This is a genomic window from Clostridium aquiflavi (assembly GCF_031344075.1).
Taxonomy (GTDB): domain Bacteria; phylum Bacillota; class Clostridia; order Clostridiales; family Clostridiaceae; genus Clostridium; species Clostridium aquiflavi.
On the sequence record NZ_JAVJAN010000030.1, the window covers coordinates 30,475 to 49,211 of the forward strand.

Consider the following 18,737-nt stretch of genomic DNA (forward strand, 5'->3'; position numbering starts at 1 on the left):
GATTATATAGAGAGTAGTATAAGTTTTGAAATTCTAATTGTATATTATGTAATATGGAATTTTAGTTGAGAATTGAGAGTTGAAAATGGAGAGTTAAGGAATAAATTTCAAGTTGAAATTTAAACGTATATTTTTTAGAAAGCCTATGGCTTTCAGCCAAAACTCTCATCTCTCCACTTTCAACTAATAAAAAATTAATTTATCATTTTTTTATTAAAATCTTAAATATTATTATTTCCCTTGATTAAGGTATTTTTCACCAACAATAACAACATCTCCAGCACCAACTGTAAGAAGTAAATCATTAGGTTTAGCATTTTCATTTACATACTTTAATGCTTCATCATGAGAATGGACATTTGTACATTTAACGCCTTTAGCTCTTAAAGCTTCTCCTAAATCATTTGAAGAAACTAATCCAGTATCTTTTTCACGAGCAGCGTATATATCCATTAAAACAACTTCATCAGCATCAAAAAATGCATCTGTGAATTCATCAAACAATGTTTTAGTTCTTGTATAAGTATGTGGTTGGAATACACAGAAAGTTTTGTTATGAAGAATTTTCTTTGATGTATTTAAAGTTGCCTTTATTTCTACTGGATGATGAGCATAATCATCTATAACAGTAACACCATTTACTTCTCCCTTATATTCAAATCTTTTATGCGCACCCTTACATTCTGATAATCCACATATTATATCATCATAATTAAGATTAAATACAAGTGATACACAAATTGAAGAAAGTGCATTTAATATATTGTGTTCTCCAGGATTGCTTAAAGTTAAATCAAATAATTTATCATTATGTTTATAAACATCAAAAGAAGCACAACCCTTTTCATTGAAAGTTATATTTCTAGCAGTTATATCAGCGTTTTCAAATCCATAACTTAAAGTATTACATTTAGCTTTAGATAAAATTTCTTTTACCCTAGAGTCACCAACATAGCCTATTAAATAACCATCATTAGGAATTAAATCTGCAAATTGTCCAAATGTTTCAGTGATTTCATCTATATCTTTATAGTAGTCTAAGTGATCAGCATCTATATTTAAAATTACTCCAACATAAGGGAAAAAACTTAAAAATGAACGTTTATATTCGCAAGCTTCTGTTATAAAGTAATCACTACTACCTATTCTAAAATTACCACCAATAACATCTAATTCTCCACCAACAAGTATAGTTGGATCTAAATTAGCTTTTAAAGTTATATTAGAGAGCATAGAAGTACAAGTTGTTTTTCCATGTGCACCAGAAATAGCAACATTATATTTATGTCCCTTCATGATATTTCCTAAAAATTCTGCTCTATTCATTAAGTCTATATTATTTTCTTTAGCATAAATAAGTTCAGGATTATTTTCAGGTATAGCAGCTGTATAAACTACTAAATCAACATCTTTTATGTTTTTTTCACTGTGGCCTATGTAAATATCAGCTCCAGAAAGTCTTAATTTTTTTAGTATTTCTGATTCCTTAAAATCTGAACCTGAAACTGTATATCCACTATTTAGTAAAACAGCAGCAAGACCACTCATACTGATTCCACCGATACCAATAAAGTGAACTTTCTTATCTCTATCTTTTATAAAATCGAAAGACAAAATATCAACTCCTCTATATTTAATTATATCCTAAACAATACTCGTAAATTACTTTATAATGATATTTGGATACTTATTTATAATTATATACATTTTTCCATAAATGAAATACAAAAAAAACAATTACTCAAATATTTTATGCTATTTTTTCAAATATGTGAAGAATTTTTGTAATTAAGAACTTTTGTATTTAAAAACCATTGATATTGAGTAAAATTTAGAATAAAATATGAATGTTAAGTATAATTAATCAAAAAATAATTCGTGAATAATTGATGTGGGTGATTTTTATGGAAAAATTAAGCAGAAACAACCGAGTGGTTGCTATAACAAAAATTTTAATAGAAAATTCAAATAAAATAATAGGTTTAAATAAGTTTTCAGAATTGTTAAATGCAGCAAAATCCACTATAAGTGAAGATATAGTTATAGTGAGAGAACTTTTAGAAAAACTTAAAATGGGAAGAATAGAAACAATTGCTGGAGTTGCAGGTGGAATTAAATATATTCCAATGATTGGAGATGATGTAGCTAGAGACTTTGCATTAAAGCTATGTGATCAATTAAAGGATGATGGAAGAGTAATACCTGGTAACATAATATATATGACTGATGTGATGTATAATCCAGAAATTATTAGTACTGCAGGTGTTATGTTATCATCGTGCTTTCAAGAAAAAAATGTAGATTATGTTATAACTGTTGAAACAAAAGGAATTCCTTTAGCTTATGAAGTAGCTAGAAATTTAGGAGTACAATTAGTAATAGCAAGAAGAGACAGTCAATTTACAGAAGGAACTACTGTCAGTATAAATTATGTATCTGGAAGCAGTGGCAGATTACAACAGATGTCTCTTTCAAAAAAATCTATGAAACCCAAGAGCAGATGTATATTTATCGATGATTTTATGAAGGCTGGAGGAACAGCTCTTGGAATTAAAGATTTATTAACAGAATTTGAGAGTGAACTAGTAGGAATAGGTGTATTAGTTGATAATAAAGAGATCAATAAAAAGTTAGTTGATGAATATGTTTCCATAGTAGAATTAAAAGCTGTTGATAAAGAAGCTATTTTGGAAATTCAACCTTCAAAAAGATTTTTGTAACAATTCGTATAAATAAAACAAATTTCTTAATATTTAGATGATTTTAGAAGGGATTTAAACATTTTCGGAGAACTTAATTAAGTATAAGTATTTTTAAATGCAACTTGGAGGTGTACGAAAATGCAAATCACAGATGTGAGAATTAGAAAAATTTCTTCAGAAGGAAAAATGAAGGCAATAGTTTCTGTAACTTTTGATAACGAATTCGTAGTACATGATATTAAAGTTATTGAAGGCCAAAATGGGTTATTTATAGCTATGCCTAGTAGAAAAACTCCAACTGGAGAATTTAAAGACATCGCTCATCCAATAGTTATGGATTCAAGGGAAAAGATACAAAACGAAATTCTAAGCGCTTACGAAAAAGCTATTGAAGAACAAGAAGTGGAAGAATAAAGTTTAATAATTGGGAAAAATGAGAGGAAGATAAATGCTTCCTTTTATTTTTTGTACAAATTTAAGATGCATTATATAAAACTTGAAATAAAAATTCGTTTCAAATATAATTAATTAGTATGAATTTAAAGCATATTATTAATATATTTTGTTAAGAGTATGTTTGTAAATGAGGTGGGATAACAATGTATAAATGTGCCTTAGTTTTAGCGGCTGGACAAGGAAAAAGAATAAAATCAGATTTACCTAAAGTTTTACATAAAGTATGTGGAAAAGAAATGGTTAATCATGTTATAGATACAATAAGAAAAGCTGGAATACAAGATGCCAATATAATCATAGGAAAAGGAGCAGAACTTGTTAAAGAAAGAACTGCAGAAAAGGATGTGACTTATTCACTTCAATTAGAGCAGTTAGGAACAGGTCATGCTGTACAATGTGCATCAGAATTTTTAAGAGGTAAAAAAGGTACAGTTGCAGTTTTTGCTGGAGATACTCCCTTAATTAAGGAATCTACTATTAAAAATTTATTTAATACTCATATTGAAGAAAAAAATGCAGCTACAATATTAAGTGCCATTGTTGATGATCCAACAGGCTATGGAAGAATAATAAGAAGTGGTAATGAAGTATTAAAAATTGTAGAACATAAAGACTGTAATGAAGAAGAACTAAAAGTTAATGAAATGAACTCTGCTATATATTGTTTTGATATAGAATTATTATATGAATCATTAAGTAAACTAAGCAATAACAACGAACAAGGTGAATACTATCTTACAGATGTTATAGAAATATTAAAATCTGCAGGACATAATATAGGAGCAGTTGTAACTGATTTTGAGGAAACTATAGGGGTTAACTCTAGAGCTCAATTAGCTCAAGCTGAAGAAATACTTAAAGATAGAATAAACTTAAAACATATGGAAAATGGAGTTACATTAATAGATCCTAAAACAACATATATAGGTATTGATGTAGAAATAGGAAAGGATACTATAATATATCCTAATAATATTTTTGAAGGTAATACTATTATAGGGGAAAGATGTATAATATATCAAAACTCAAGGATAAAGGATAGTATTATAAAAAATGAAGTAGATATTCAATCTTCTGTAATTTTAGACAGCAGTATTGGCAATAATACCACTGTTGGACCATTTGCATATATAAGACCTGAAAGTAAAATTGGGGAAAAAGCAAGAATAGGTGACTTTGTAGAAATAAAGAAATCTACTATTGGAGATGGAACAAAGGTATCTCATTTAACTTATATAGGCGATGCTGAAGTAGGTAAAGAATGTAATTTTGGTTGTGGTACAGTAGTAGTAAATTATGATGGTAAGAAAAAATATAAAACTATTATTGGGGATCACAGCTTTATAGGATGTAATACAAACTTAGTTTCACCAGTAGAAGTAGGGGATAATACCTACATAGCAGCTGGCTCAACTATTACATCGGAAGTACAAGAAGGTGACCTTGCAGTAGCAAGAGCTAAGCAAAGAAATATTAAAGGATGGGTAGCTAAAAAAGGATTAAAAAAATAATTTTAATTATAAATCAGCCAAAATTTTAAGGAGGTCTTCTTATATTATGATAAGCCATGAAAGAAATATAAAAGTTTTTACTGGAAATTCAAACTGTAAATTAGCACAAGATATAGCAGATATATTAGGTGTGCCAGTAGGAAAATCAAAGGTATCAACTTTTAGTGATGGAGAAATATCTGTCGATATTAATGAAACTGTAAGAGGTACTGATGTATTCATCGTACAATCAACATGTTCTCCTGTTAATGATAATTTAATGGAATTATTAATAATGATAGATGCTTTTAAAAGAGCATCAGCAGGTAGAATAACAGCAGTTATTCCTTACTATGGATATGCAAGACAAGACAGAAAAGCGAAGGCTAGAGATCCAATTACGGCAAAACTAGTTGCTGATTTAGTAACAGCAGCAGGAGCACATAGAGTTTTGACTATGGATTTACATGCATCGCAAATTCAAGGATATTTCAATATACCAGTTGATCATTTATTAGGAGCACCTATATTAGCTAAGCACTTTATATCAAAGGGATTAGCGGAACAAGATGATGTGGTTGTAGTATCACCAGACCTAGGAAGTGTAACAAGAGCAAGAAAATTCGCAGATAATCTTCATGCACCAATAGCTATAATAGATAAAAGAAGACCTAAAGCGAATGTTTCAGAAATTATGAATATTATTGGCGAAGTTGAAGGAAAAAGATGTATATTAATTGATGATATGATAGATACAGCAGGAACTATATCAAATGCAGCTAATGCCCTTAAAGAATTAGGTGCTAAAAATGTTTATGCATGCTGTACGCATGGAGTTTTATCAGGACCAGCATGTGAAAGGTTAGATAAATCTGCAATTGAAGAACTAGTATTATTAAATACTATTCCAGTAGATGTAGAAATGGAAAATATGAAGATTACTGCTCTTTCTGTTGCTCCACTATTTGCAGAAGCTATTAAAAGAATATACGATGATGAACCAATAAGTAAATTATTTGAAGTATAATCTTGTATACATATAATAAAACCTCCTATGAGCATATCATGGGAGGTTTATTAACATGTTAAACAAGATTTCATATTGTTTGTAAGTAATCTAAAAAGGAGTAATTTTTTTATGGATAAATCTTTTGGAAAGGTTTTAATTATAAATAACGATATATATAGCAATGATTTAATGGATAATTATTTAAAATTATCAGGTTATAAAACTAAAATAGTGCTAGATGGAAATGATGCTAAAAGTGTATTTTTGAAATATGCCCCTAATATAATTTTGTTAGATTTACTTACAAAAAATCTTAATGGTATGGATTTTTTAAAATGGATAAGAAAACAAAGTAATATTCCTATTATAGTAGTTACAAGTAATGATTGTCTTTTTGATAAGGTTTTAGCATTTGATATAGGTGCAGATGATTATATTTTAAAGCCATTTAAAGTAGAAGAGTTAGTTGCTAGGATGAAAGCTATTATAAGAAGATGTAGCATAGAAAATAATAAAACAGATATAATATCTATATCTGATTTATCAATAAATTTAAGTACCTATGAAGTTATTTTTAAAGGAAATATAATTAATTTACCACCAAAGGAATTTGAATTATTAGTTTTTCTTATAAATAATCCTAATAAGGTTTTTACAAGAAAAGAATTATTAGATGAAATATGGGGAAATGATTATAAGAGTGATTGTAGAACTATAGATGTTCATATTAAAAGATTAAGAGAGAAGTTTGAACCAGATGAAAATTATAAAATAGTTACACTTTGGAGAAAAGGCTATAAATTTCAAACAAAATAATTAAATATATGAAATATATTATTATTTAGTATAATAGAAGATAAATTAGTATAATTAAAAGATATGCAAAGGAGAAAAATATGTTTTTAATAGTTGGACTTGGAAACCCAGGAAGTAAATATGATAATACAAGACATAATATTGGATTTGAAGTTATTGATAACATTTCAAATGAGTATAATATTGATATAAATAGGCAAAAATTTAAAGGTGTATATGGTGAAGGATTTATAGCTAATAATAAGGTTATTTTATTAAAACCAACCACATATATGAATTTAAGTGGGGACAGCGTAAGAGAAGTAGCTAATTTTTATAAAATAAGTAATGAAAATATTATAGTAATATATGATGATATAAGTTTAGATATAGGAAGACTAAGAATAAGAGAAAAAGGCAGTGCAGGCGGGCATAATGGTATAAAGAGCATAATAGCAAATTTATCAACGGATGTTTTCCCAAGGATTAAAGTGGGTGTTGGACAACCTAACATTAATTTAGTTGATTATGTTTTAGGAAAATTCTCAAAAGAAGAAAAAGAAGTATTAAAAGAAAGTATTGAAGCAGCAACAAATTCGGTAGAAGAAATAATAAAACAAGATGTAAATTCAGCTATGAACAAATTTAATGGATTTAAGGCTGATAAAAGTATTTAAGGATGGTGTATAAGATGAGATTAAAAGGGTTATTAGAGCCCTTAGAAACTGGTATTGAGTTAAAAAAAATATTGCAATCTATTAATGAAAAAACTTATCCAGTAGGTATATATGGGTTATCAGATTCAGGAAAATCTTATATGATAGATGGAATATTTGAAAATATTGAAAAATCTATTGTTATTGTTACTCAAAATGATATGGAAGCTAAGAATCTTTATGAAGACTTAATTTTATATACTAATGAAGTATATTATTTTCCTGTAAAAGAGACGGTTTTTTATAATATAGATGCTGTATCAGGTGATTTAAGATGGGCAAGATTAAATGTAATAAATGAGATATTAAATAATAAAAATAAAAAAATAGTAATAACATCTATAGATTCTTTTATGGCAACATATGCTCCGCATAAACTATTTATTAAATATAGTATGACTATAAAACAAGGTGCTGAGATTAATTTTAATGAAATGTCTTCAAAATTAATTGAAAGTGGGTATGAGAGAGTAGAAATAGTTGAATCAAAGGGACAATTTTCTGTAAGAGGAGGAATATTAGATATATTCCCAACATGTTCAACTTATCCTTATAGAGTTGAACTTTTTGGAGATGAAATAGAATCTATTAGAACTTTTAATTCAGAATCTCAAAGAAGCATAGATAAAGTTAAATCTTTTAAAGTGTTTCCGGCAAAAGAAATATTAGTATCTCAAGAGTCAATGAATAAAGCAAAAGAATCAATTTTAAATGAATTTAAGAAAATTTCTTCACATAATAAAGAAAAAGAAAGAATAGAAAAATTAGAAAAGGTAGTTAAATCTAATATAGAATCACTTGAAGAAAATTTAACATTTGAAACTATAGATAGTTATTTACCTTATTTTTATGAAGAAGTAGAAAGCTTTTTTGATTATTTTAAAAATTATTTATTTATAATGAATGATGTTAAACGATGTAAAGGTAAATTAGAATCATCTTATTTAGAGTTTGCTGAAAATTTCACTTCATTTCTTGAAAGAGGAGATATACTTCCAGGTCAAGAAAAGTTATTAATTAATGAACATGATACATTAGATAAATTTGAGAAATCAAATATACTTTTCTTTGAAACTTTAAATAATACAGAAAAATTTTTAAGACCTTTCACGAGTATAGAGTTAAAGCAAACAACGTTAAGCAATTATCAAGGTCAATTAGATATACTAATAGAAGACATCTTAGACAAAAAATTAAAGGGATATAAAACAGTAATATTATCTGGTACTAAAGTCAGAGGAGAAAGACTTGTAGATACCTTAAGAGATAGAGGTGTTGAAAGTTCTTATAAAGATAAGATAAAGGAAATACAATTTGGAGAAGTTGTAATAACGTGTGGTAATCAATTAAAGGGATTTGAATATCCAGAATATAAATTATGCATTATATCAGATAAAGAAGTATTTGGTGAAGCAAAGAGAAAATTAAAACCAAAGAATAAAAAGAAAAAGGGTATATCTAAAATAAAAAGCTTTAATGAATTGAAGCCAGGGGATTATGTAGTCCATGTAAATCATGGAATAGGAGTCTATAAAGGAATAAAACAGATAGATGTATCTGGTCATAAGAGAGACTATCTAGATATTGTATATGACAAAGGTGATAAATTATATGTTCCAGTAGAACAACTTGATTTAATTCAAAAATACATTGGTAGTGAGGGTAAATCACCTAAAATTACAAAACTTGGTGGAGCTGAATGGCAAAAGGCTAAGGCAAAAGTTAGAAAATCAATCAATGATATTGCAGAAGATTTAGTGAAGTTATATGCCACTAGATCTACAATAAAAGGTCATAAATTTAGTAAAGATACTCAATGGCAAAGACAATTTGAAGATGAATTTCCATTTGAAGAAACACCAGATCAATTAACTTCATTAGAAGAAATAAAGAAAGATATGGAATCTGATAAAGTTATGGATAGATTGCTTTGTGGTGATGTTGGATATGGAAAAACGGAAGTAGCATTAAGAGCTGCTTTTAAAGCAGTTATGGATGGAAAACAGGTTGCTTTATTAGTACCAACAACTATCTTGGCTGAACAACATTATAAAAATATGAAAAAGAGATTTTCTGATTTCCCAATTAAAATAGATATGGTAAGTAGGTTTAGGACAGCTAAAGAACAAAAGGCTACAATACAAAGATTAAAAGAGGGAAATGTAGATATTTTAGTTGGTACTCATAAATTAGTATCAAAGGATATACAATTTAAGGATTTAGGATTGCTCATAGTAGATGAAGAACAACGATTTGGAGTATCTCAAAAGGAAAAAATTAAAAATATAAAGAAAAATGTAGATGTTTTAACATTAAGTGCAACACCTATTCCTAGAACACTTCATATGTCGTTAACTGGTGCCAGAGATATATCTGTAATAGAAACTCCACCAGAAGAAAGATATCCTGTTCAAACATATGTTGTGGAGCAAAATGACCAACTTATAAGAGATGCAATATTAAGAGAAATTGGTAGGAGTGGTCAAGTCTATTTTGTTTATAATAGAGTAGAAGATATAAATGAAATGGCTAGATATGTCCAAGAATTAGTTCCAGAGAGCAAGGTTTCAGTTACACATGGACAAATGACAGAAAGACAATTAGAAAAAGAAATGATTTCATTTATGGATCAAGAATCTAATGTTTTAGTTTGTACTACAATAATAGAAACTGGAATAGATATCCCTAATGTAAATACAATAATAGTTTATAACTCTGATAAGATGGGGTTATCGCAACTGTACCAATTAAGAGGAAGAGTCGGTAGATCAAATAGAATTGCATATGCATATTTATTATATACTAAGGATAAAGTATTAACTGAAGTTGCAGAAAAAAGACTTAAAGCATTAAAAGATTTTACTGAATTAGGTTCAGGATTTAAAATAGCCATGAGAGACTTAGAAATAAGAGGCGCTGGAAATATTATGGGATCATCTCAACATGGTCATATGGCATCTGTAGGTTACGATTTATATTGTAGAATGCTTGAAGATACTATTAAGCTAATTAAAGGTGATATATCTAAAGAACCTATTGAAACTACTGTAGAAATAAAAATTGATGCATTTATATCTGAAAATTATATTGAAGATGAAATTCAAAAAATAGAAATATATAAGAAAATAGCTGCTATAGAAGATATAGAAGACTATAATGATATAAAAGAAGAGTTAGAGGATAGATATTCTAAAATACCTGAGCCAGTGCATAATTTAATGGATATAGCTTATATAAAAAGCATAGCTAAAAAGTTATTTATTGAAGAGATAAAAGAAATGCCAAAAGAAATAAGATTTAGATTTGCAAGTGGTGAAGATGAATATAAGAAGTTATTTAAAATACTTATGGAGAATTATAAAGAAAATATAATTCTTAAATTTGGAACTGAACCATATTTTTCATTTAAAACACAAAATATAAAAAAAGAGGATAAATTAGAAGTTTTAAAGGAAATTTTAGAAAAATTAGAATCTTAAATTTAAAGACTTATACAATCAATTAACATTTTAATAAAAAAGTAATATAAACGGTTTGAATTGTGAAAATAATATTGTTATACTAATATTAGAATTTTTTTAGGCTAAAATTTACAAAAAAGTGAGGGAAAAATTTTGAATAAAATAAAGAAAATTGTTGCGTCTGTAGTAGTAGCTACACTTGCATTTTCAATTGTTGGTTGTAAAATGATTGAAAAGACACCAGAAGCTATAAAAAATACAGTTCTTGCAACAGTAGGAAAAGAAAAAATAACCCAAGGCGATTTAGATAGAGACTTAAAATCAATTACGGAATCTCTAAAACAAAAATATGGAGAAAACTATGAAAGTAATGCTGACATAAAAGATCAATTAAAAGAATTAAAAAAACAATATCTAAATGCTATAGTTAATGAAAAATTGATATTAACTAAATCAGCAGAATTAAATTTAAAACCTAGCGATGAAGAATTAAATAAGCAAGTAGATGAGGCAGTAAACTATTATAAAACTGCTTATCAAACAGAAGAACAATACAATACTTTCTTAGAACAAAATGGATTTACTGAAGACGAATTTAAAGAATATCAAAAGAATCAAGCAATAGTAAGATATGTATATCAAGACATGGTTAAGGATGTAGAAGTTAATGATGATGATATACAAAAATATTATGATGAGAACAAAGATACTCAATTCTCAACTCCAGGAGAAATTGATTTTGATAAATCTTTACAAGAAGCTAATGAAATAAAAAGTCAATTAAATGGTGGAGCGGATTTTGCAGAAGTGGCTAAGGAAAAATCACAAGACCCTGGCACTAAGGACAATGGTGGTTCTTTAGGATTTATAGAATATTCATCAACTAAATATGTTAAAGAATTTATGGATGGATTTAAAGACTTAAAAGATGGAGAAATTTCAGAACCTATAAAGAGTCAATTTGGTTACCATATAATTAAGGTAACAGGAGTAACTGATACTGGTGCAGAAGTATCTCACATATTAGTAGCTAATAAGGGAGAAGGTACAGCAACACCGTTAGAAGATGTTAAAGAAGATATCAGAGGTCAATTATTACAAACTAAACAAAGTAATGTATTTAATGAAAAGATAGAAGAGTGGAAAAAAGATGTTGGTGTAAAGATAAATGATAAAAAATTATAAACTTAAACTTTAAGTTATAAATGCTTTTACAAGTAATAAAATTGCTTGTAAAAGCATTTTTTTATTTTTAAGAAAGACTTTGTTTTAGCAGAATGGTGATATATGCATAAGCAAAGTAAGCGGAGTAATTGAACCAATCAATAAAGTACTTTATAACCACATTGTTCCTTATTAATACTAAAAATAATATCTTATATAAAAATTGACTATAAGTGTATAAAATTTCTAAGAAGTCAAATAATAATATTGCAATTAGAATTATTGAAGTTTTAAAGGAGGTTAAATAACCAATGAAGGCAACAGGCATTGTTAGAAGAATTGATGATTTAGGAAGAGTAGTAATTCCAAAGGAAATAAGAAGAACTTTAAGAATAAGAGAAGGGGATCCACTTGAAATATTCACAGATAGAGAAGGCGGAGTAATATTAAAGAAATATTCTCCAATAGGAGAATTAACTGACTTCTCAAGAGAATATGCTGAAAGCTTACAACAAGCTATAGGTCATATAGTGTTAATAGCAGATAAAGATGCATTTATTTCAGCTAGTGGAGCACCTAAGAAAGATTACATAGAAAGAAAAATAAGCTCAGAATTAGAAGACATTATGGATGGAAGAAAAACAGTATTGTTAGATAAAAGTCAAAATGTTGTTATTCCATTACATAATGACGATGATGAAAGCAAATATGTAAATCAAGTTATTTCTCCAATATTAGCAGAAGGAGATGCAATAGGTACAGTAATTATTTTATCTAAGGAAGATGGAGAAACATTAGGAGAAGTAGAATTAAAATTGGCAGAAACAGCTGCAACATTTTTAGGAAAACAAATGGAACAATAGAGATTACATAAATAATTTTCTATTTGATAAAAATAAAAGTCATAATACCTTCAAATTTACAATAAAAATTATTAGTATAACTTGAAGTTTGGAGGTATTTTATGAAAAAACAATCCTTAATAAAAGGAAGTTTAATTCTTGGAATGGCAGGAATCCTAACAAGATTCTTAGGATTATTCTTTAGATGGCCTTTAATAATGTTAATTGGAGATGAAGGAATAGGCTATTATCAAATGTCATATCCTTTATATATGTTTTTTGTAGCAATGGCATCAGGAGTTCCTATAGCAATATCAAAAATGATTTCTGAAAATAATGCAATAGATGATATAAATGGAATTTTTGAGGTTATGAAAGAATCAGCAATATTAATGGCTATTTTAGGGACAGGCACAACTTTTGCACTATTTTTCTTTGCAAAACCTATTATTAGTTTTTTAAAATGGGATTCTAAGGCATATTACTCTCTTATTGGAATCTCTTTTGCACCTGTTATAATTTCATTTATAACTGTTTTTAGGGGTTTCTTTCAGGGGTTTCAGAATATGTCACCATCAGCTACATCACAACTTATAGAGCAAATTGGGAGAATTATATTTGGCGTAGGCTTGGCAGTAATATTATTGCCTAGAGGAATAGAGTATTCAGCTGGTGGAGCTGCTTTTGGAGCAACAGCAGGTGCTATAATGGCTGGAATATATCTATTTAGTAAATACAAAAAAGTTAAAAAAGAATATGGAATAAAAAAAATAAAAACCAATCCAGATGTTTTAAGCGATATATTAAGAATAGCAATTCCAATATCATTAGGTGCAACCGTTGGAAGTATAATGGGACTTATAGATTCAATTGTAGTGCCACAAAAGTTATTAGAGGCAGGATTAACTAATATGCAAAGCACTGTTTTATATGCTCAATTGACAGGAAAAGCATCTGTAATAGTTAATGTGCCATTAACTTTATCAATGGCATTATGCACATCTTTAATACCTATTATTGCAGAAAATTTTATTCTTAAGAATCATGTTGAAGTAAAAAGAAAAATAAATATGTCTATAAAAATGTCTGCTGTAATAGCTATACCCTGTATGTTTGGAATATTTTTTTTAGCTGAACCTATTATGAGATTTATATTCCCAGGAAGATTTGCAGGAGCAGAAATATTAAAATATCTATCTTTATCAATTCCTTTTATAATTTTAACTCAAACTACAACATCTATTTTACAAGGAACAGACAATTATGTATTACCAGTAATTAATTTATTTATAGGTTGCTTTATAAAGGGAATTTTAACATGGATTTTAGTGCCTATAAAAGCATTTAATATTTATGGTGCAGTTATTGCTAGTGTAACTGCTTACTTAGTATCTTCTATATTAAATTTAATAGCAATGAGGTGGAAGTTAAAAATTAAACTTAATGTATATGAAATATTAATAAAGCCAGCATATGCATCAACTTTAATGATGATATTAGTATTAATAAGCTATAATTTTATTTATAAAAGTACAACAAGTAATGGTATATCTTGCTTAATATCTATATTTTTAGGTATTATAGTGTATATAATATTAATAATGTTACTTAAAGTATTTAAAATAGAAGAAATAAAAAGTAGATTTAGAAGAAACTAAAAAGGAGATTCCCAATGATTAAGATAGTAGGATTAGGACCAGGAGCTAAAGAAGCTCTAACAATAGGATGTATAGAAGAATTAAAAAATTGTAAAAATATTTTCTTAAGAACAGAAAAACATCCAACAGTAGATTATTTAACAGAAAATAATATTGAATTTAAAACTTATGACTATATCTATGATACTGAAGAAAGTTTTGATGAAGTTTATTTCAATATAGCAAATGATATTATAAATAAATATAAGCAATCTGGTGAATTAGTATATGCTGTACCAGGACATCCACTAGTAGCTGAAAAGTCAGTGTTTAATTTAATGGAGCTATGTAAAAAAGAAAATATAGATTATAAAGTCATTCCAGCTGTTAGTTTTATTGATGCTATGATGGAAAGTTTAGCAATAGATCCAATAGAAGGTTTAAAAGTAATAGATGCCTTTGATATAAACAATCAAATATTAGATAAAAGAATTGGAACTATAATTACTCAAGTATATAATCCACTTATAGCTTCTGAAGTAAAGCTAAGATTATTGCAACAATATGATGATGAAACTGAAATAGTATATGTAAGAGCAGCAGGGATAATTGGAGAAGAAAGTATTAGAAAAATTCCACTGTATGAATTAGATATGCAAGAAGATATAGATTACTTAACTTCAGTATATATACCAAAAGATTTAAATAACAAAAAAGATTTTTATGATTTATTAGAGACTGTAGAAGTTCTTAGAGGCGAAAATGGTTGTCCTTGGGATAAAGAACAAACTCATGAATCAATAAAAAATTCATTGATAGAAGAGAGCTATGAAGTAGTAGATGCAATAAATAATGAAGATGATGATTCTTTAATTGAAGAATTAGGTGATGTTTTATTTCAAGTAGTGTTTCATTCATCAATAGGCCAAGAAGATGGTTATTTTAATATAAATGATGTCGTTAAGGCTATTTGTGATAAAATGATTTATAGACATCCTCATGTATTTAAGAACTTAAAGAATGTTAATTCATCTAAAGATGTACTTGAAAAATGGGATGAACTTAAGAAATCAGAAAAAGGATACGAAACATTAACAGAAGAAATGAATGGAATAGCAAAATCACTTCCATCTCTTTTGAGGGCTTATAAGGTTCAAAAAAAGGCTAAAAGAGTGGGATTTGATTGGGATGATGTTAGTTTTGCGTTTGAAAAAGTAAAAGAAGAATTAAAAGAAGTAAAAGATGCATATATTAGTGAGAATGAGGAAAATATAGAAAATGAAATTGGTGATTTATTATTTTCGTGTGTAAATGTAGCTAGATTTTTAGGGGTAGATGGAGAAGAAGCATTAAACTCAACAATTAATAAATTCATTTCAAGATTCTCATATATTGAAAATAAGGCATTGGAAAAAAATTTAAATCTAAATGAAATGTCTTTAGAAGATATGGATATATTATGGGAAGAAGCAAAAAAACTAAATAAAAGTATAATAAAATAAAGGATTTATTTAGTTTTTGAAGAATAATTATTAAAAGAACTATATTACAATATTTATTATAGTAACAGTATCTGTGTTAATAAGTTATTTTTATATAGACGTTTAGGCACATTGGCTATATAATAAAGAGGTGTAATTTAGTACATATATGAAATAGTTAGACAATTAAATGTTATAACTTTATTTTGAGGAGGATGTAATTGTGAATAAAGCAGAATTAATAACTAGTATGGCTGAAAAAAGTAAATTAACTAAAAAAGATGCGGAATTAGCTTTAAAATCTTTTATTGAAAGTGTAGAAGAAGCATTAGAATCTGGTGAAAAAGTGCAACTAGTTGGCTTCGGTACTTTTGAAACAAGAGAAAGAGCAGCTAGAGAAGGAAGAAATCCTAGAACTAAAGAAGTGATCAATATACCAGCAACAACAGTACCAGTATTTAAGCCAGGAAAAGAATTCAAAGATAAGGTTAATAATAAATAGAAAAAATATGAACCCGAGTTTTCTCGGGTTCTTTTAACAAGGGAGCAATTATGAGATTAGATAAATATCTAAAGGTTTCAAGAATAATAAAAAGAAGAACTGTAGCTAAAGAAGCTTGTGAAAGTGGAAGAGTATCAATAAATGGAAAAGTTGCAAAGCCATCTACAGATATAAAAGAAGATGACATAATAGAAATAACTTTTGCAAATAGAATATTAAAAGCTAAAATAGTTAATATTAAAGAACATGTAAGAAAAGAAGATGCAAAAGAAATGTATGTTATTATTGAAGGACAAGAAGATAAAGAGTAGCTTAGATAAGTGTTTATCAAAGGCTACTCTTTAAATCTATAATCTTATAAGGTAAATAAAAAGGTTACTAATGAATAAATTAAAATATATCTTCATATATTGTATAAGACAAAGTATATGGGGGAATTTATTATGGAGAATAAAGATGAAAATAAGCTCAATGATAGAAATTCTAATTTATCTTTAGAAAATAGACAGAAGTTAATATTAAGTGGTGTTATAGAGGTTATAAGCTTTGATAGTCAAAAAATAGATTTAACAACTGTTTTGGGAAATCTAAGTATTAAAGGTTCAGATTTAAAGATGAATAAGCTAGATGTTAAAAATGGTGATGTGATAATAAATGGTAGCATTGATTCTATGGTTTACAATGGAAAAGAAGTAAAGAAGAGCAAGGAAAGTATAATTTCTAGGTTGTTTAAATAATTGGAGAGTTATACTAAATGCCGTTAACTTTGACAATGCAGTTTAATCTTCTTATGTATAGTGTTATAGCAGGACTTATAACAGGTTTTTTATTTGATATATATAGAGGCATAAGAGGGTTAAACTCAATAAAAATAATTACAGTTGTCGAAGACATTCTTTTTTGGGTACTTACTGCTCTAATTATATTTACTTTTTTATTGTATACTAATTATGCATTTTTAACTCCATATGTTTATATATTCATCATTATATCACTTTTAATATACTTGAAAGCTATAAGTAGTTATTTTTATTCATTAGAACAATTAGTAATAAAAAAAGTAAATACTTTTTTTAGAATAATTTTTAAGAACCTTATATATCCAATAAAAATAGTATTTTACAAAGTAATTGATAAAAGTAAATAGCACAAAAAAATTACTTGAATAATACCTTTAGAGTGTTTACAATATAAATAAGAGAATTTGAAATAGAGGTTCTGCAAATGAAAAAGTTAACATTTAGAAACATAATAATAATGGTATTACTTAGTATATTTGTTTTTAGTTATGTTAGACAACGATTGGCAATTGATAGAATAGAAAAACAACTTAATGAAAAACAACTTCAACTTGATGAAATAACTAAAAGAAATAATAGGCTTTCAGATGAAGTAGAAAAGATTGACTCTGGTTCAGGTGAATATCTTGAAAAACTAGCTAGAGAAAGACTTGGAATGATAAAACCAGGCGAAAAAGTAGTTAACAGCTCTGAACAAACATCAAATTCTGAAAAATAGTTTTTAATAATATTATAATATATATTTTTATATTTTTAAGGAGGAAACTTTTAAACATGACCTTAGAGGCAGGAAACATATTAGAAGGTATAGTAGTAAACATTACAAATTTTGGTGCTTTTATTGAAGTTGAAGGCAAAACTGGATTAGTTCATATTTCAGAAGTTGCGGATTCTTATGTAAAAGACATTAGAGAACATCTTAAGGAACAAGATAAAGTTAAAGTTAAAGTTATCTCAATAGATGACAATGGAAAGATTAGTCTTTCAATAAAACAAGCAAATATTCAAAAAAAATCAGTAAAACCAGTTGAAATTGATTGGAACTCAAATACTGAAAAGAAGAAAAATGGTTCAGGAAATTTTGAAGACATAATGTCTAGATTTTTAAAAGATAGTGAAGAAAGAATGCAAGATGTTAAAAAACATCAAGAATTTAAAGGTAAGGGTGGTAAGAAATTCCCAGCCAAATAATTAAGTAAATTAAAAGATATATAATAATTTAATGCAAAATTAATTATTATATCTAAGTTTATTATGTTATATAAAGTCCTTATAAACAGGTTTTAATGCCTATTTATAAGGCGTTTTTTGTTCTTTAGGAACAATCTGAGGATAACTTATAGAATATTGTATTTTAGAGGCATGATGAGTACATTTTAAAGAATAAAAAATAATCATTACCGCACCATTAGTCCTATGTTGCATTTGGAAAGGGTACATGGCTAAAAAAATCGACGGCTCTAAAGTTTCTTTGGCGATTTTGTTCTGTTATTAGGATAAAATTTTGAAAAAAGATAAAAAAATATCAAATATATGTTGACAGTGTAGAAACTATACAGTATAATAAATTTTGTCGTTAGGAAATAACCTAACTGGTAAGCCGAAGTGGCGGAACTGGCAGACGCACAGGACTTAAAATCCTGCGGTGGTTAAACACCGTACCGGTTCGATTCCGGTCTTCG

At 27.5% G+C, this 18,737-nt stretch carries 18 protein-coding genes; 17 read left to right on the forward strand and 1 reads right to left on the reverse strand.

The window, feature by feature from the left end; genetic code table 11:
- Positions 1-231: 231 nt before the first annotated feature.
- A complete protein-coding gene (murC, locus tag RGC78_RS11580) occupies positions 232-1,614 on the reverse strand; it encodes a UDP-N-acetylmuramate--L-alanine ligase (RefSeq protein WP_252215955.1) in 1,383 nt (460 codons plus the stop codon).
- Positions 1,615-1,904: 290 nt separating this feature from the next.
- Here murC and purR point away from each other — a divergent pair, with 290 nt between their 5' ends.
- From purR to RGC78_RS11665, 17 genes are all read left to right on the forward strand, one after another.
- Complete coding sequence (gene purR / locus RGC78_RS11585; RefSeq protein ID WP_252215953.1) at positions 1,905-2,720, forward strand: pur operon repressor; 816 nt, start codon at positions 1,905-1,907, stop codon at positions 2,718-2,720.
- Positions 2,721-2,840: 120 nt separating this feature from the next.
- Positions 2,841-3,116 carry a septation regulator SpoVG gene (gene spoVG, locus RGC78_RS11590; RefSeq protein WP_252215951.1) on the forward strand — a complete coding sequence of 92 codons (276 nt, stop codon included), beginning with the start codon at positions 2,841-2,843 and terminating at the stop codon, positions 3,114-3,116.
- 185 nt (positions 3,117-3,301) lie between these two features.
- Complete coding sequence (gene glmU, locus RGC78_RS11595; RefSeq protein WP_252215940.1) at positions 3,302-4,669, forward strand: bifunctional UDP-N-acetylglucosamine diphosphorylase/glucosamine-1-phosphate N-acetyltransferase GlmU; 1,368 nt, start codon at positions 3,302-3,304, stop codon at positions 4,667-4,669.
- 46 nt (positions 4,670-4,715) lie between these two features.
- Positions 4,716-5,675 carry a ribose-phosphate diphosphokinase gene (locus RGC78_RS11600; RefSeq protein ID WP_003372561.1) on the forward strand — a complete coding sequence of 320 codons (960 nt, stop codon included), beginning with the start codon at positions 4,716-4,718 and terminating at the stop codon, positions 5,673-5,675.
- A 111-nt stretch (positions 5,676-5,786) separates the two neighbouring features.
- Positions 5,787-6,473 carry a response regulator transcription factor gene (locus RGC78_RS11605; protein WP_252215938.1) on the forward strand — a complete coding sequence of 229 codons (687 nt, stop codon included), beginning with the start codon at positions 5,787-5,789 and terminating at the stop codon, positions 6,471-6,473.
- 80 nt (positions 6,474-6,553) lie between these two features.
- Positions 6,554-7,129, forward strand: a complete 576-nt coding sequence (gene pth / locus RGC78_RS11610) for an aminoacyl-tRNA hydrolase (RefSeq protein WP_252215936.1) — start codon at positions 6,554-6,556, stop codon at positions 7,127-7,129.
- Positions 7,130-7,143: 14 nt separating this feature from the next.
- On the forward strand, positions 7,144-10,647 hold the full coding sequence (mfd, locus tag RGC78_RS11615; RefSeq protein WP_252224246.1) for a transcription-repair coupling factor: 3,504 nt from the start codon (positions 7,144-7,146) through the stop codon (positions 10,645-10,647).
- A gap of 135 nt (positions 10,648-10,782) precedes the next feature.
- Positions 10,783-11,814 (forward strand): peptidylprolyl isomerase, encoded by a 1,032-nt coding sequence (locus RGC78_RS11620; RefSeq protein WP_252215932.1) that lies wholly within the window; start codon positions 10,783-10,785, stop codon positions 11,812-11,814.
- Positions 11,815-12,104: 290 nt separating this feature from the next.
- The gene (gene spoVT / locus RGC78_RS11625) at positions 12,105-12,656 is read left to right on the forward strand and encodes a stage V sporulation protein T (protein WP_252224248.1); all 552 of its coding nucleotides are present in this window, start codon (positions 12,105-12,107) and stop codon (positions 12,654-12,656) included.
- Between the two features lie 101 nt (positions 12,657-12,757).
- Positions 12,758-14,293, forward strand: coding sequence for a putative polysaccharide biosynthesis protein (locus RGC78_RS11630; RefSeq protein WP_309556691.1), 1,536 nt, complete (start codon positions 12,758-12,760; stop codon positions 14,291-14,293).
- Positions 14,294-14,307: 14 nt separating this feature from the next.
- Entirely contained in the window at positions 14,308-15,774 is a 1,467-nt protein-coding gene (gene yabN, locus RGC78_RS11635) for a bifunctional methyltransferase/pyrophosphohydrolase YabN (protein ID WP_252215924.1), read from the forward strand.
- Between the two features lie 202 nt (positions 15,775-15,976).
- Complete coding sequence (locus RGC78_RS11640; RefSeq protein ID WP_003374604.1) at positions 15,977-16,255, forward strand: HU family DNA-binding protein; 279 nt, start codon at positions 15,977-15,979, stop codon at positions 16,253-16,255.
- A 50-nt stretch (positions 16,256-16,305) separates the two neighbouring features.
- Positions 16,306-16,566, forward strand: a complete 261-nt coding sequence (locus RGC78_RS11645) for an RNA-binding S4 domain-containing protein (protein WP_252215921.1) — start codon at positions 16,306-16,308, stop codon at positions 16,564-16,566.
- Between the two features lie 132 nt (positions 16,567-16,698).
- Positions 16,699-16,992, forward strand: a complete 294-nt coding sequence (gene yabP / locus RGC78_RS11650; protein ID WP_252215920.1) for a sporulation protein YabP — start codon at positions 16,699-16,701, stop codon at positions 16,990-16,992.
- A gap of 17 nt (positions 16,993-17,009) precedes the next feature.
- Complete coding sequence (yabQ, locus tag RGC78_RS11655) at positions 17,010-17,402, forward strand: spore cortex biosynthesis protein YabQ (protein WP_252215918.1); 393 nt, start codon at positions 17,010-17,012, stop codon at positions 17,400-17,402.
- A 77-nt stretch (positions 17,403-17,479) separates the two neighbouring features.
- Positions 17,480-17,773 carry an FtsB family cell division protein gene (locus RGC78_RS11660; protein ID WP_252215916.1) on the forward strand — a complete coding sequence of 98 codons (294 nt, stop codon included), beginning with the start codon at positions 17,480-17,482 and terminating at the stop codon, positions 17,771-17,773.
- A 56-nt stretch (positions 17,774-17,829) separates the two neighbouring features.
- Positions 17,830-18,246, forward strand: a complete 417-nt coding sequence (locus tag RGC78_RS11665) for a S1 domain-containing RNA-binding protein (protein WP_252215913.1) — start codon at positions 17,830-17,832, stop codon at positions 18,244-18,246.
- The last annotated feature ends 491 nt before the right edge of the window (positions 18,247-18,737 follow it).